Here is a 15736-nt window from a genome sequence, read left to right as displayed (position 1 = left end):
ATGAAGCCGATGCTCAGCACTAAGTTTATTATCTTGAGTAGTTTTTTTAGCTTACTAATAGCGTGTAGCGATACTAACAATGCACGTGAGTGGTTACTAAAAAATGATAATTTGTATTATAAAAATACAGCTATTGACTGGCGAATTGAATCAGTAAAGGACTGTAATACATGCGTTATAAGCCAAGATGTTGTTTATCAGCCTGAAGGTATTAGTCGTTATAATACGTTAATGCAGAGTCAGAATTGGGTCGCGGTACATGAACTAAGTAAAATCAATGTCATTCGTTTAAAGATGCCAGACCAAACACCTTATTTATACGTAGAGCGTGTAAAAGGTCAAATACTAAAGCTGTTTGATCAGCAGCAAAACTACAGTATAAAAATTGGTGAAGTTACAGCCGTTAATATTAATAATCAGCGCTTTAGTATTTTGATTAAAAAATTTGAAGAAGTAGATAAACAAAGCAATGCATTACCAAGGCGTGCATCGCTTGAGTTTATTGCTTTAAAAATAGATTAAAAAGCACCTTAGGTGCTTTTTAATCTAGGGTGCGGTGTCCTTCGGATATTAAAAAAGTTAGCAACCTTTTAATTAACTGCGATATTTTGGACGATAGTTATCTACCCATAAACGTGTTGCGCCGCACACTGCGACTGGCATAACTATTAAGTTTATAAAAGGGATAGCAGTTAACAACATAACAGCAAAACCAAATCCGTATGATAAACCTTGCTTAGATTTTAAATCGTCTTTCATTTGCTTAAAGTCAATTTTATGGTTATCAAACGCATAGTCTTCGTATTGAACTGCGTACATCCAACAAGTAAACAACACCCATAGTATTTGACCAATAACCGGTAAAACCCATAACAATATAAAAAAACCAATTGCGCGAGGAAGGTAGTAGCATAGTTTTGTCCACTCACGGGCAAGCATGCGAGGTATATCTTTAACTAGTTCGGCAAAGCCGTCATCGTTAATTTTTTGACCTGTTAGGTAAAGCTCAACTTTTTCACTCAAGAGCGCATTGAAAGGGGCTGCAATAAAATTAGTGATAACTGTAAAGAGCATACTATAGCTAAACAAAACAACTAATACTGCAATAGGCCACATTAGCCACTCTAACCAGCTTAACCACTCGGGGAGCATGTTGTTAATGTAGCTAAAACTATCACTTAACCAGCCAAATAAAAAAAACAGCGAGCTACCAAATAGCAAAATATTAATTAATAACGGAATAAGGACAAAACGCTTTAGCCCTTTTTGGCTAATTAATTTAAACCCCGAAAAAAAGTATTCCATACCTTGTGTGATCTGCACTGTAACCTCAAAAAATATTTACCATTACTTATAGTATAAATAGCTTAATAATTTTGAACAGTACTTTTAAGTAACAAAGTGTTAGCTTTAATATTGTGATTTTGTTTATATAGTAACAATAGGTGTTCAGTAATACGCAACTATGATTATTTAAGACAGGCCCGATTATTTTTACCAATAAAATAAAAAACTTACTAATCATGACTATAATGAACTTTACTGCGTAAGAAAAAAGCGCTTACTTAAAGCTTTTGTTGTTTCAATGTGTATAAATAATACGGGTAAAGGAAAATGGGTACGGATAGGTTAAAAAAGTTATTATCTCACCAGCAAGGCATTTTATCCAAAATTGCATTAGGGGTACCTTTAAGTGAGGTGCTTACTGAAATTTGTTTATCAATCGAGCAGATTATTGATGATGAATCCGCTAGGTGTTCCATCTTATCAGCTAAAGGCCAACAGCTTTTTCATTGCGCAGCCCCTAATATTCACCCAGAGTACTGTAGTTTACTGAATGGAGTCTTTATAGGGCCAAAAGTGGGCTCATGTGGTACTGCAGCATTTTCGAAATCGCGCACTATTGTTGAAAATATCGAAACTTCACCGCTGTGGGAGGACTTTAAAGATTTAGCGCTAAAGTTTGATCTTAAGTCATGTTGGTCAACGCCTATTTTTTCAACTCAAGCCGATTTATTAGGCACCTTTGCTATCTATCACGGCACCCCTAAATCACCATCAAAGCAAGATTTAGAGTTAATTGATTTTTTTGTACACTTTTCTAGTATCGCTCTTGAAAAAAGTAACGAATTTAACAAAGCAAAACAGCTTCTCGCGAATTTACAGCAAAGTAATGAAAAGTTTAAAGCCTTCACTAAGGTAATGCCCGATCTCATCCTTATTTTAAGTGAAGAGGGAATTTATACCGATGTGTATGGTACCTCTAATGAGTTACTGCTTGATTCAAGCAAGGACCTTATTGGTCAAAGTGTTAAGGACCTGCTCTCCCAAGACGATGCACAAATGATAATGGACGTTATAAAAAAAACACTCTCGACTAACGAGACGCAAATTTTTGAATATGAATTAGCTGTACCAAAGGGCAATATAGTTTTTGAAGGCAGGGCTGCTGCATTAGATCATTACCACCCCAATAGTCCTACAAAAAGGCACGTAGTATGGATGGCCAGAGATATTTCAATAAAGAAAAAGGCCGAACAAGAAGTACATAAGCTTGCCTTTTACGACCCATTAACGAATCTTCCAAATAGAAGAATGCTTAGCGACAAATTAAGCATGTGTGTGGAGAGTGTTAAGCGTGATAAAAATATAGGGGCGTTATTATTTTTAGACCTAGATAATTTTAAGCGTATTAATGATTCACTTGGGCACAGTGCGGGTGATGAAGTACTTGTAGAATTATCAAAAAGGTTAAGCGCAATAATAAAAGGCTCTGATACGTTGGCCAGAGCGGGTGGCGATGAGTTTATTATTTTACTAAAACACGTTGGAGAAAATACACAGCAGGCGAGCATCGAGTGCAAAACAGTAGCCAAAGAGATCCAAAGAGCTTTTCATGATAAATTTGAAGTGGGCAACCTTGCATTTCAAGTAAGCTGCAGCATAGGTATTTGTCTAATTGATAGCGTAAATGCGCAGGCAGGCAATATATTAAAATTTGCAGACACGGCTATGTATCGTTCTAAAAATAAAGGGGGGAATAGCAGTAGCTTTTACGATCCAGCCTTACAAACACTGCTTGAAAAACAAACTGAACTAGAAACCGATATAGTCAGAGCGATTGCATCTGATGAGTTTTGTGCTTATTTTCAGCCTCAGGTAAATACGTATGGTGATGTTATTGGTGCTGAAGCACTCATTAGGTGGAACCATCCTCAAAAAGGGTTAATAGCGGCAAACGAATTTATACCAATTGCAGAGCAATACGGGCTTATTCAAAAACTACAAAATATTGTTTTACATGATATATGTATTTTAATAAACGAACTTAAAGCAGATAACATAATTGACGACTCGTTTAGTGTTTCAATTAATATTAGTCAAAGCCAGTTTAATTCATCAAATTTAAAAGGAGAGCTGTTTAGCACTATCAATAAATTTGATATTCGGGCACAGCAAATTAAGTTAGAAATAACTGAGTCAATGCTCTCAAGCGATATAGATTATACAATTAGGCAAATGAAAGAACTCATTGCCGCTGGCTTTTTATTTTCGATTGATGATTTTGGAACCGGTTACTCCTGCTTAGCGTACTTAAGTGCGTTTCCTGTTAAAGAATTAAAAATAGATAAAAGCTTTATTGATAAAATTTTAGATAGCACGGTTGGCTTTAATATTGCGCAAACAATTATCAGCCTAGGAAAAAGCTTAAACTTAGAGGTAGTTGCTGAGGGCGTAGAAACAACAGAACAATATGACTTACTTAAAAAAATGAATATTGACGCCATGCAAGGCTACTTAATTGCAAGGCCGATGGATAAAGAAGGCTATGCAAAATGGCATAGCGCTAATACCAATGCGCAATAATACTTGAACACTACTATTTATTAATTAGTAATAATTTAGCAAAATTTACACACTTGCTAGGCCACTTTTTCTCTTTTAGCTGGTGAAATGTCATAACCCATATGCTAAATAAGGAGTAAAGATTTTTTAATTAAACAATGCTAAGCTATGACCGCTTAAATATATTATTTAAAGCTTAATAAACTTATAACAATGAATGGAAGCTTTATGCAGTTAGTCGATTTGAACCCGAATGATCCCGACGTGGTAAATGTATTTGATGATATAGACCGGCTTATAAACTCTTTATATCCTGTTGCTACCGCACAGTCTCTGGAGTTAAACGAATTAACCTTACCTAATGTGTACGCTATTGGTTTAAAAACTGAAGAAGGTATTATTGCCTGCGGTGCGATTGTAGAGAAATTTGATACCCAGCCTTATGGCGAAATAAGACGTTTATATGTAAAACCAAGTCATCGTGGTAAAGGGCTATCAAGACGTATTATGCAGATTTTATTGCATCAAGCTGGCGAAAAACAAATCCCGTTAATACGCTTAGAAACAGGCCCAAAACAAATAAAATCAATCAATTTATATGAAAATTTAGGCTTTAAACGCTGTAGCAGTTTTGGCTCATATGTAGATAATCCACAAAGTGTTTTTATGGAATTAGGGCTTAGTAAATAAGTTCATTAACGCTGCGACATGTTAAAGCTTAATGTGTCGTAAATATCTGCCTTCATTATTATCTTGTAATAAAAGTCATACTCAAACTAGTAACTATAAAAGCAGCTTTTATAGTGATGCAAAAATACTTCACTGTTTTTAACACCTGTCTTCGTATAAAATCTGCCTCGATAATTAGTGACTAACTTACAAAGCGAGAATTTTTATCTTTTCTAAAAGTAGCAATAAACAAATGAGCGAAATAACAGTAGTAACCCACAATGGTAATTTTCATGCAGATGACGTTTTTAGTATTGCGGTACTTAAACATGTTTTGCCAACGTTTAAATTGGTACGCACACGCGATAAAGCGCTTATAGAAAGTGCCGACTACGTAATAGATGTAGGTGGGGAATACGACCCTGAAACTAATCGCTTTGATCATCATCAACGTGGTGGTGCAGGCGAGCGAGAAAATGGCATTCCTTTTTCATCATTTGGTTTAGTGTGGAAAAAATACGGCTTAGCACTGTGTGATGATAACCAGGCCGCTGCTGATAGAGTGGATTCAGGCTTAGTTTCAACTATTGACGCCATTGATTGTGGTCATGTTGAAGGTGTATCAAAAGGGATAAGCTTGAGCCAAACAATTTCAATGTTTAACCCTACATGGGAAGAAGAAAGTAACTTTGATACCTGCTTTGATGAAGCCGTTGAATTTGCAGCACGTATGCTCATTCGTTTTATCGCCTCAGCTCACGGTAGTGTTAATGCAAAAGAGATTGTCGCCAAAGCAATTGAAAATGCAGACGATGCCAGAGTAATAGTGCTTGAAAAGTACACACCGTGGAAAAAAACAGTGCATATTTTATCAAGTGAGGCGCTATACATGGTTTACCCATCGCATTCTGGGCAATGGATATTACAAACAGTACCCGTTGAGCCTGGCTCGTTTGAAGATAGAAAACCGCTTCCTAAAGCATGGTCTGGTTTATCTGATCAAGCGTTCGTAGATGAAACAGGTATTGATGACGCAGTGTTTTGCCATAATGGTTTATTTATAGCCGGCACTAAGTCGTTTGAAAGCACAATGAAACTTGCCACTATGGCGCTTAGCGAATAACAACACACTAAGCATAACAATTTGTATTGATTGTTATGCTTGTTATTTTTGCGCGGAGCATTATGTTTGAATTAAAAACAATCGCACTTTTTACTATTACAGCCTTAGCAGAAATAGTGGGTTGCTATTTGCCCTACCTTTGGCTTAAACAAGATAAGAGCATTTTACTTTTAATTCCTGCAGCGTTAAGTTTGGCACTATTTGCATGGTTGCTATCTTTACATCCTACTGCTGCCGGGCGTGTGTATGCAGCTTATGGCGGCGTATATATTTGCGTTGCGCTATTATGGTTATGGGTTGTAGATGGCGTAAAGCTTACTATGTGGGATATTATCGGTGGTCTAGTTGCACTGCTAGGTATGGCAATAATTATGTTCGCCCCAAAAAGTGCATAGCTAGCTTATACTTAATTAATCGAATTCGCCTATACATTACTGCAATTTCCCACTTTCAATACCTAACGCTCCATATGCGCCAAGTCATGATTGAAGCTGGTGGATGTATGCTGCGCGTTTTTGACGTGCAGTTTTTATTCACTTTGCAGAATACATAGGTATTACTTGGCCACAACACGTTGGCTCAACTGTGAGTAATTGAGGTGTTGAGAACGCCTTGCTCTAATCCATCAAAAGTAAATTTTATAAACAAAGTAACTCAAGATGAATTTTATTGAATGAGCTAATTCATTTTTGCTAATAAAATTTATAATGAGTCATTTAAAAACAGCCATTTTTTATAACTTTTCTTATCTTTAATAATCATCAAAGTCCTGTTTTATATATGCTAGCGGGCAATAGTTGTTTGGTTATTTTTTTAACATCAAAAATCACTCGTTACGAGTAAAAATACTTGTTGGACTTGAATCTCTATTTTTCTTTTAATGCGCGGCACTAGCCGAGTCGGCATTAATTAAATAAAAGAGAAAGATAAATGAAAGAGACAACATCACTAGAACAAGCTCGTACGAGCTACAATGTTCGTCATTGGAGCCAAGGTTTTTTTGGTATTAATGATCAAGGTGATGTGTATGTTGCGCCCAAGGCTCATGCCCCAGAGCAAACCATTGCACTAACAGATATCGCAAAGCAACTACAAGATAAAGGTTTAAGCTTACCTGCCTTAGTTCGTTTTCCGCAAATTTTACACCATCGTGTACACAGCTTATGCGGCGCATTTAATACTGCGATTGAAAACTATGGTTACCCTAAAGACTACCTATTAGTTTACCCAATAAAAGTAAACCAACAACGTGAAGTGGTTGAAGAAATAGTAGCAAGCCAAGCACAAGTAGAAAAAAAGCAACTTGGTTTAGAAGCCGGCAGCAAGCCTGAATTACTAACGGTACTAGCACTGGCTGAAAAAACCAGCGCCGTTATTGTATGTAACGGCTACAAAGATAAAGAGTACGTACGTTTAGCACTTATTGGCGAAAAGCTAGGTCATAAAGTGTATATCGTACTTGAAAAGCTTTCTGAGCTAGACATGGTACTTAGCCAAGCAAAAGAGCTTAACGTAAAACCACGCATTGGTATTCGTGTACGTTTAGCGTCGCAAGGTAAAGGTAAGTGGCAAGCGAGTGGCGGCGAAAAATCAAAATTTGGTTTATCTGCATCGCAAGTTTTACATGTAGTTAATCGTTTAAAAGGCGCAAACCAGCTTGATTTATTGCAGCTTGTGCATTTTCACTTAGGGTCACAAATGGCGAACATTCGTGATGTACGTTTAGGTGTAAGCGAAGCTGCGCGTTTTTATTGTGAGCTACGTAAATTAGGCGCAGAAATTGATTGTCTTGATGTAGGCGGTGGTTTAGCTGTTGATTACGACGGCACGCGTAGCCAGTCGCATAACTCTATGAATTACAGTTTAGCTGAATATGCGAATAACATTGTGTACACCATTGGTGATACATGTAAGCAATATGAGCAACCAATGCCGACTATTATTTCTGAGTCGGGTCGTGCGCTTACGGCGCATCATGCTGTGCTTATTTCTAATGTTATTGGTACTGAAAGTTACACGCCAGAAGAGTTAGTAGCGCCAGCGGCAGATGCACCCCTGTTATTAAAAAACATGTGGGCATCGTTTGTACAGTTAACTGATTTAACGGATGACCGTGCATTAATTGAAATTTATCACGATAGCCAAGGTGACTTAGCTGAAGCGCATAACCAATTTGCACTCGGGTTACTTGATTTATCGCAACGTGCATGGGCTGAACAAATTAATATCCGTATTTGTTATGAACTTAACAAACACATGGATAATAAAAACCGTTTTCATCGTCCTATTATTGACGAGTTAAACGTACGTTTAGCCGATAAGTTTTTTGTAAACTTCTCGTTATTTCAATCGCTTCCAGATGCATGGGGCATTGATCAAGTGTTTCCGGTATTGCCATTAAGTGGCTTAACTGAAGCGCCAAAAAAACGTGCCGTATTACTTGATATAACCTGTGATTCAGACGGCGCACTTGAGCATTACGTAGATGGACAAGGTATTGAAAGCACACTACCAGTGCCAGAGTTTAGTGCTGATAAACCTTATTTAATGGGCTTTTTCTTAGTGGGTGCTTATCAAGAAATTTTAGGTGATATGCATAACTTGTTTGGTGATACGCACAGCGCAATTGTTAATATGGATGAGCAAGGCGTTGCAAGTATTACCGAGATAAACCAAGGTGACACTGTTGCCGATATGATGCGCTATGTACATTTAGATGTTGAAAGTTTTCAGCAATCATACGAGCAGTTAGTAAGCACTAAAATTGAAAAACACGAACAGCAAAGCGTTTTAGACGAGTTGCAAAGCGGCCTTGATGGCTACACTTATTTAGAAGAGTTATAAGCAATGTCAACTTTGTTTGGTCACGCAGATCACTCATTGTACTCAAATGGGATGACGTTTTTACGTCGTCCTATGGTGCAAAACATTAATGCAATTGATGCAGACGTAGTGGTTTTAGGCTTACCATTTGATTTAGCGACCTCGGGCCGCCCTGGTGCGCGCTTAGGCCCTGATGCAATTCGTCGTGCATCGGTTCATTTAGCATGGGAAGACACTAAATATCCGTGGACTTTCCCGTTGTTTGAGCGCTTAAAAGTGGCAGATGCAGGGGACTTTACTTACCCTGTCGGGGATCCTGAGTATTTTACTGCGCAACTAGAAATGGCTGCTGATCAAATACTTCGCCAAGGTAAAACACTATTAGGTTTAGGGGGCGATCACTTTGTAACGCTTCCGCTATTACGTGCTCATGCAAAAATACATGGCAAAATGGCGTTAGTGCATTTTGATGCGCACACCGATACCTATAGCAATGGCTCGCGCTTTGATCACGGCACTATGTTTTATCATGCACCCATGGAAGGGCTGATTGATGTTGAGCACAGTATACAAATAGGTATCCGTACAGACTTTGATCAAAGTAAACATGAGTTTGCTGTGATTGATGCAATGCAAGCCAACGATTTACATGCTAATGATATTGCAGCGCAAATACTTGAGCGAGTAGGAGACCTACCTGTTTACTTAACGTTTGATATAGATTGTTTAGATCCTGCGTTTGCGCCTGGTACAGGCACTCCTGTGTGTGGTGGTTTAACGTCAGATAAAGTACTTAAAGTACTGCGTGCGCTTAAAGGCATAAACATGGTAGGTATGGATGTGGTAGAAGTATCACCTTCGTACGACCAAAGTGAGCTTACCGCTATTGCCGCAGCAACCATTGCGAGCGAATTACTGCATTTGTGGACGCATAAAAATAAGTACTAATTATATAACTTAAGTACTACAAAAAAGGGTATGCGCTTGCATACCCTTTTTTTATTTAGAGGTATCGATTATTCAACTGCTTAATTTCTTTTAACCAAATAACGCTTAGCCCAATAAGAGGCAGGTTAGTAGTTACAGGGTTAAATGCTTCAATAAGCAATTGTGGCTGCATTACAACTACAGCAAGTAAAAGCCCCATAAGCGCCAATATATTTAAAGCTACCAAATGCTTATGTTTATAAAACACAAATAAACACAAGCCAAATATAATTTCGCCAACACCCGCCGAACGTGTAATTAAGTCAGACACTTCGGCTGAAAAACCAGCACTGCCAGTCATTAATTTTTCAAGTGGAGCTACGTGATAAAGCTTTGGAAAAAAGCCGTGGTATATCCAACTTAAACTCACTATGTAGCGAGCAAGTTGAATATAACCGCGATTATTTCCTAGCATTGTCAATACGCTCTTGTGCACTTGGGTGGCTAGATAAGTACTCTAATAAGTCATTTACTTTTTCTAGGTGTTCGTTTTCGCTGGTATGGCTTTCTTGTAGGGCCTCTATTGCATCAGCAAAGTCATTACTCGAATACCCAAGCGATTCTAATTGGGTGAGTGCAAAGCTATCGGCCTCACGCTCCATGTCACGTGAAAACCCTTGCTGAGCAAACGATGCACCCGTACCTAACGCTACTTCGGCAACCCCCTCTAAATCACCAAATACAACCGCTAACACAATAGTACTTGCGGCAGATTGTGCTGTAATGCGTACGCTATGCTGGTGGACTACATGGCCCATTTCGTGTAGCAATACCGCTTTTAGTGCATTGGGTTTATCGGCAAGTAAATTTGCTAAATCATCGGTGACCACGATACGGCCATGGGGTAGTGCAAACGCGTTAGCACCAAAGCTGTCTGATTTATAAAACGATAATCTATAAACCGATTGATCAAGCGATAACGCATTAAGCATATTTGTAAAATGTGCTTGTACTTTAGTTTGCTGCTCTGCGGGCAGCTCACTTGGGTCAAGCGCAATCTTTTTAATTAGTGTAAAACTTTGCTCCCCCATTTGTTCTACAACATTACGTGGCAGGGTATCAACACTGTAAACAGCAATGGCCGGTACCGCTTTATAAAGTACTAACCACATAAAAAGCGGTGTAAATATTACTGCGGCTAAAATTGCCCATTTACTTTTTTCAAGGCGCTCCATTATGTGATGGTTATTTTCTTTAAATGGCCATCTGTAACTTACATCTTGAGGAATAAAACGACTGCCATCTTCAAAGTTTAGTTCGTCGGCAAGTCCTGCCATCCCCGAGCTTAATTTAAGGGTTGAGATTGCGTGGCGAGCTAAAACGTGTTCATCGTTAATAACGTCAATGTGTGTGTCGCTAATAGTTGCAACACACACTTGATAGTTACTCGATGCGATGGGGAAAAAATGTCCCTTTACATGCATAGTGAGCTCTTAAGTTAGAGAAAGGTCAATATCAAATACGTTTGCAGCTTCTTCAGCAAACGATGATTGCTGTTCTTGCGCGGTATCAATTAGGTTTAATGCACCAGGATAAATAGTGACGTTAGTTACATCAGCGAGCATTTTTGATGTACGTACTTTTGTCCATGGGTATGCAAGCCCTAAAGAAAATACAATAGCCAACATATTAGTTAATAGTAAAACAGCGAAAGGAATTGGTTTTAGCTCTGATTTAAATGTAGCAACGCCTTCAAAATGGCTGTTATCAAAAATGTGATTTCTAATAGCGGCGTGCCATACAGCAGAAACAATGGCAATCATTAGCACATAGGCAATCATCATAAAGATAGGAAGCATAACCATAGCTGCAGAGTTTTCTAAATTTTGTTGGTTTTCAATATCTACTAAGTTGAGGCCAAATAATCCTAAAATCCCCATAAATACCACCATGGTGATAGAGCTCACTACAAAGCAAATAAGCGCTGTGAGGTAATAGGTCTCGCCTTTTAGATTTACAGTAAGCGGTTTGTCGCCATAACTAATATTGCTATGTATATAGCTATCAATACGCTTTATAACGTAAGGCATTAATAAATAAAGCGTAAATATGCTTGCAATAGGTAAAAGTATAAAGTTAACAAAGGCTTCGCCATAACTGCCTTTAAAAGCAAAGCGAACATTACGATGGCGGGTCATACGCAGATTAAAACGTAAACCTTGGTTAATAATCCATGGCATTAAAAAGATAAAACCAAGAGCAATAAACAGGCCTAAAATAGGCATAAAGCTAATAGAAAATGTATAAATAAAAAATACAACAACCGCTAAAATCCGACCTTTTAAAATTTGTATTGGTGTTGCTAGGTAGTCAAAACTATGACCATCTATACGGGTGTGGCCGTAAAAATAGCGATGCGTACGTACTTTAGCCCACGCTGAATATATGCCAAGCGTAATAACGCTAAGTAATATATTTACAATCCAAATTCCAAAAAACTCACCGCCTTTACCACTAAATTGCACTTTTCCGCTAAAAATTGGTTCAGCAGGCTCATTTATTGGTGGGGTTGTTTCAGATGGGGTAGGGTGTATTGATTCCATTAAATTATATCCATGTTGTTTTTTTGTTAATTTACCCATTTTTAGTGCAAAACTCAATGTTTATAATTATCCAACCCTTCTGCAAGCAGCTATAAATAGGCGTTTAAAGTATTAAGTTGAATACTCTAATACTTTTTTATAAATAAACCTCGCTGGTTTATGTATTTGGCTGGTAACTGGGGTCTTTAGCTTTTTAATATGCGATTTAGCTACTATACATAGTTAGTGCTGCTTAAATGTAATGGCATTAATTATGTATTAAGCACATTTACGTACAATTAAGCTAATTGATTTATATGCCAAAATAATAGATTGTAAGAGTAGTGCGGATGTAAATTTATTTAGGTTTTACAGCTTTTATCACCGCTTTAAATAACATTAGGATATTTATTATGTTTCAAGCAGTCGTGTTAGGGGGATTAGAGTTTAGCCCGCTGATTGTTTACTTCCCAATTGCATTTATTTTAACGGCGTTGACTCGTTTTGTTTTGCATCGACTAGATTGGCATGACCGTATTTGGAAAGTGGCTTGGTTTGAGGTGTCACTATTTGTTTGTTACTTGGCACTCGCCGTCTATTTATACCAATCTGTTTAATTAATTGAGCTATTTTGAGGCAAGAAAACCGTGTCGATAACAAGGCAAAAATTTCGTTATTTAGTTTTTCTATATCAGAAATTTTTAACACAGTTAGCGTCAGGTTTAAGCCCTCAAATTACTCAAGTATTATTGCGGGTTGGTATTACTAAGTGGAAGATAAATTGAATGATTAAATATCTGCGTATTACTTTTACTATCTTGGTTGTTATAGCTGCGGTTTTTGCTGGGCGTTGGGTATGGACTGACTACATGCATACTCCTTGGACGCGTGACGGGCGTATTCGAGCCGATATTGTCACGGTTGCTCCAGACGTGTCGGGTTGGGTAACTGCTTTAAATATTAAAGATGGTCAAAACGTACAAAAAGGCGAAGTACTTTTTAATGTTGATAAAAAGCGTTATCAAGCAGCGCTTGATAAAAGTAAAGCAAACACAGAAAACGCATTGTATACATGGGAGCTTGCCAAACACAAATACGAAAGACGTGTTGAGCTAAACACTCAACAGGCAATTAGTGAAGAAACGCTAGAATCAACACGTATTAATACTAAAATTGCTGAGGCAAATTATAACCTAGCCAAGACAGAGCAAACAATTGCGCAGTTAAATGTTGATAGAACTAAAATTGTTGCGCCTGCATCAGGGCAAATAATTAATTTGAATTTACGCCAAGGTAACTATGTTGCTCAAGGCACACCTGTTTTTGCTATTGTTCAGTCAGATTCATTTTATGTAACGGGTTACTTTGAAGAGAGTAAAATACCGCTTATTTATCCTGATCAAAAAGCTAAAATAGCCCTTTTAAGTGGTGGTAAGCAATTAACAGGGCATGTAGTGAGTGTAGGTAAAGCCATTGCAAATACGAATACACAAAGTAACGGTCAGCTTTTACCGCAAGTGCAACAAACATTTAATTGGGTGCGTTTATCGCAACGTATTCCTGTTGATATTAAGTTAGATTCGTTGCCCGAAAATACACAGCTTAGCGCAGGAATGACCGCCACTATACATCTCGCTACACGTTAAGGGGAATACAGTGGGCGTTGTATTACAAAATTTGTTTTTTCCTAACAAACAGGCAATTATTTTTGCGACTAAGGGCGTTATAGCCATGGTGATGGCGCTCACTATTGCTATGTCGCTTAATCTTGAAAGGCCTTATTGGGCGTTAGTCTCGGCTATTTTTTTGCAATTACGCCCGCAAAGCGGATTGGTTATTGAAAAAGCAATTTGCCAAATAATAGGCACCATAGTGGGCGGTTTATTTGGCATATTGCTTTTAACTCAGTTAATTCTCTACCCTTATTTAGCGCTCGGTGCACTGGCATTATGGTTGGGGGTAAACTCTGCGTTATCGGCAATGGTACGCCAAGCAAACTTTGTTTATGCGTTTGCTATGGCAGGTGTAACAGCCGCCATTATTGTGCTTTTAGTCATGGTTACTCCGGCAATGGTGAGCAGCCAAAGTATATTTGATATTGCACAAGCGCGAGTAAGCGAAATAATAATAGGGTCTGTATGTGCTGGGCTTGTGAGTCATCTATTTTGGCCTGTAAAGGTTAAACATTTACTACAAGTACAAGCGCGGTCGGTTATAAATCAAACGTTACATTATTTAGTTATTGAGCTTGATTCTAAGGGCTCTCACGAAAACCGCCATCAACAAATAGATGGCATTATGGCAACATTGGGATCAATAAACGAAGATTCCAGCGCAGTAAGGTACGAAGGACCAAAAGGTCCAGGGCGCTCGCGTGCTGCAAATCAGTTGTCGCAAAAAGTACTTTCTTTATTGGCCTTAATTCAAATAATTGGCCGCCTACAGCGAAACCACGAAGACCTTATTACACCAACTTTAGATAAATTAATAAGTAAACTTAAGCACGTATTTGCGCAAATTAAAGAGTCTGACGATTTTGATTACTGCGCCGAACAAGTTAAAACGCTGCGTAAAGAGCTAACCGACTATAGAGCAAATACGGTGTGTGATTCGCCATTTGAATCTCACATGCTCAATGTGAGCTTAGAAGTAGCAGCCGACTTAACAATTTTACTACGCGCATACAGAGCGTTAGAAGAGCGTGATAAAACATTATTAAATGCACCCAGTATGCTTACATATCGCGACCCATTAGCTGGCATTATTGTTGGATTTAGAACTGCTTTGGTATTTTCTATCGGCGCATTTATTTGGATTAATACAGGTTCTTCTGCTGCATTATTAATTATGATTTTACCGGTCATATTTTCGATAATGTTGGCGAGAATACCGTTAGCTATTTTACAGGTGGTAATAAAGCGTTTATTGGTAGGCGTGGTGGTTGCTGCTATTGTAACTATTTTTTACGCACTCAATTTATTATCACAAAGTGGTGGGCAATTAGAAATATTGCTACTTGTATTAGCAGGGCCTTATTTTTTGGGTTTACTGCTGCTAGCTGATCAACAAACATTGCCATATGGCTTGGGGTTTTGTATCCCATTTACGATTTTGGTAAGACCCAGTACCGATATGAGCCTTGCGTTTTCAATCGATTACACACTTAGCTCTGCAATGGCAATTTTTGCGGGGGTGAGTATTTTATTTTGGATTTTTCAGTTATTCACAGGCCCGAGTGTACAATTACTTGTTCATCGTGTTTTTAAGGCTACTTATAAAGATTTACTCGAAATAAATAACCATCCAACCCCAAGTATTTGGTATAACCGCCGCATGGCCGATAGGTTAATTCGCCTAACTAATTACGATCAAGGTTCACACTCACGCGTAATTACTGATCTTGCACTAACCGCTCTAAATTTAGGGCATGCGTCGGTTCGATTAAACTCAATTTGTGAAAATTTGGCTGGTAATACAAAGCTAAAGTATTTAAATGAGTGGCAGCGTACATTAGCCGATGCATTTATGTTGGCAACCAAGGGCAAATTTAATAATAAGTTTAAGCAAGCGTCAGATAATCTTTATGGGGAATTGGCTCAGACTGTGGACGATTCAAATCAATTAGAAGCAATAAAAGGCATGTTTATTCGCATTAATCTGACCTTTGAAAGAAGTGCGAGTAAGATAAATTAGCCCCATTCGCTGCTTTTCGAGTTCAGATGTTATAACGAAATCTGTTATACTTGCTGGATAATTTTATGGGGCT

At 38.1% G+C, this 15736-nt stretch carries 14 protein-coding genes; 10 read left to right on the top strand and 4 right to left on the bottom strand.

Translation table 11 applies throughout. The features are described 5' to 3' along the window. Positions 1-522, top strand: coding sequence for a hypothetical protein (locus I6F10_RS14260; RefSeq protein WP_197099051.1), 522 nt, complete (start codon positions 1-3; stop codon positions 520-522). 72 nt (positions 523-594) lie between these two features. Here the strand turns inward: I6F10_RS14260 and cysZ are convergent, their stop codons facing one another. After that, complete coding sequence (cysZ, locus tag I6F10_RS14255; protein ID WP_188085441.1) at positions 595-1305, bottom strand: sulfate transporter CysZ; 711 nt, start codon at positions 1303-1305, stop codon at positions 595-597. 309 nt (positions 1306-1614) lie between these two features. On the opposite strand from cysZ, the gene I6F10_RS14250 reads away from it, so the two are divergent. The 6 genes from I6F10_RS14250 to speB all read left to right on the top strand — a co-directional run bounded on the left by I6F10_RS14250 (position 1615) and on the right by speB (position 9409). Beyond that, positions 1615-3867: a sensor domain-containing phosphodiesterase gene (locus tag I6F10_RS14250; RefSeq protein ID WP_197099050.1), complete on the top strand. Its 2253-nt coding sequence runs from the start codon at positions 1615-1617 to the stop codon at positions 3865-3867. A gap of 207 nt (positions 3868-4074) precedes the next feature. Continuing rightward, positions 4075-4536, top strand: coding sequence for a GNAT family N-acetyltransferase (locus tag I6F10_RS14245; RefSeq protein ID WP_002958569.1), 462 nt, complete (start codon positions 4075-4077; stop codon positions 4534-4536). A 232-nt stretch (positions 4537-4768) separates the two neighbouring features. Beyond that, positions 4769-5638: an MYG1 family protein gene (locus tag I6F10_RS14240; protein WP_197099049.1), complete on the top strand. Its 870-nt coding sequence runs from the start codon at positions 4769-4771 to the stop codon at positions 5636-5638. A gap of 62 nt (positions 5639-5700) precedes the next feature. After that, positions 5701-6033 (top strand): YnfA family protein, encoded by a 333-nt coding sequence (locus tag I6F10_RS14235; protein WP_007378102.1) that lies wholly within the window; start codon positions 5701-5703, stop codon positions 6031-6033. 535 nt (positions 6034-6568) lie between these two features. Continuing rightward, positions 6569-8482: a biosynthetic arginine decarboxylase gene (gene speA, locus I6F10_RS14230; RefSeq protein WP_002958572.1), complete on the top strand. Its 1914-nt coding sequence runs from the start codon at positions 6569-6571 to the stop codon at positions 8480-8482. A 3-nt stretch (positions 8483-8485) separates the two neighbouring features. After that, positions 8486-9409, top strand: coding sequence for an agmatinase (gene speB / locus I6F10_RS14225; protein ID WP_024597470.1), 924 nt, complete (start codon positions 8486-8488; stop codon positions 9407-9409). Positions 9410-9464: 55 nt separating this feature from the next. On the opposite strand, the gene I6F10_RS14220 is transcribed toward speB, so the two are convergent. The 3 genes from I6F10_RS14220 to I6F10_RS14210 are packed head-to-tail and all read right to left on the bottom strand — an operon-like array spanning position 9465 to position 11991. Continuing rightward, a complete protein-coding gene (locus tag I6F10_RS14220; protein WP_039489383.1) occupies positions 9465-9863 on the bottom strand; it encodes a DoxX-like family protein in 399 nt (132 codons plus the stop codon). Further along, on the bottom strand, positions 9850-10872 hold the full coding sequence (locus I6F10_RS14215) for a M48 family metallopeptidase (RefSeq protein WP_197099048.1): 1023 nt from the start codon (positions 10870-10872) through the stop codon (positions 9850-9852). Before I6F10_RS14215 ends, I6F10_RS14220 begins: the two co-directional genes overlap by 14 nt. A gap of 9 nt (positions 10873-10881) precedes the next feature. Further along, complete coding sequence (locus I6F10_RS14210; RefSeq protein ID WP_002958576.1) at positions 10882-11991, bottom strand: YjgN family protein; 1110 nt, start codon at positions 11989-11991, stop codon at positions 10882-10884. A 392-nt stretch (positions 11992-12383) separates the two neighbouring features. Here I6F10_RS14210 and I6F10_RS14205 point away from each other — a divergent pair, with 392 nt between their 5' ends. From I6F10_RS14205 to I6F10_RS14195, 3 genes are all read left to right on the top strand, one after another. After that, positions 12384-12587: a DUF1656 domain-containing protein gene (locus I6F10_RS14205; protein WP_002958577.1), complete on the top strand. Its 204-nt coding sequence runs from the start codon at positions 12384-12386 to the stop codon at positions 12585-12587. Positions 12588-12755: 168 nt separating this feature from the next. Beyond that, on the top strand, positions 12756-13616 hold the full coding sequence (locus I6F10_RS14200; RefSeq protein ID WP_138489375.1) for an efflux RND transporter periplasmic adaptor subunit: 861 nt from the start codon (positions 12756-12758) through the stop codon (positions 13614-13616). 10 nt (positions 13617-13626) lie between these two features. Continuing rightward, a complete protein-coding gene (locus I6F10_RS14195; RefSeq protein ID WP_197099047.1) occupies positions 13627-15663 on the top strand; it encodes an FUSC family protein in 2037 nt (678 codons plus the stop codon). Positions 15664-15736 lie beyond the last annotated feature (73 nt).

This window comes from Pseudoalteromonas sp. SWYJZ98, assembly GCF_015864495.1.
In the GTDB taxonomy this organism is placed as follows: Bacteria; Pseudomonadota; Gammaproteobacteria; order Enterobacterales; family Alteromonadaceae; genus Pseudoalteromonas; species Pseudoalteromonas distincta.
The sequence above is the reverse complement of the archived record's forward strand: the minus strand, read 5'-3'. Positions and strand labels throughout refer to the sequence as shown.